The organism is Parasphingorhabdus sp., assembly GCF_036964565.1.
In the GTDB taxonomy this organism is placed as follows: domain Bacteria; phylum Pseudomonadota; class Alphaproteobacteria; order Sphingomonadales; family Sphingomonadaceae; genus Parasphingorhabdus.
Genome location: NZ_JBALTN010000037.1, coordinates 1 through 264 on the forward strand (window position 1 = coordinate 1; position 264 = coordinate 264).

General features: G+C 53.0%; 1 rRNA gene (only partly in view). It reads right to left on the reverse strand.

Annotated elements, in window-relative coordinates:
* Nucleotides 1-264: ribosomal RNA gene (locus tag V7650_RS18100) — 16S ribosomal RNA — on the reverse strand; its annotated part runs 408 nt beyond the window's last position; the annotation flags it as partial.

Here is a 264-nt window from a genome sequence, read left to right on the forward strand (position 1 = left end):
CTTGACGTCGTCCCCGCCTTCCTCCAGTTTGTCACTGGCAGTATCCTTAGAGTTCCCGGCTTAACCCGCTGGTAACTAAGGACAAGGGTTGCGCTCGTTGCGGGACTTAACCCAACATCTCACGACACGAGCTGACGACAGCCATGCAGCACCTGTATTCTAATTCCCGAAGGCACTCCCGCATCTCTGCAGGATTCTAGATATGTCAAGACCAGGTAAGGTTCTTCGCGTTGCATCGAATTAAACCACATGCTCCACCGCTTG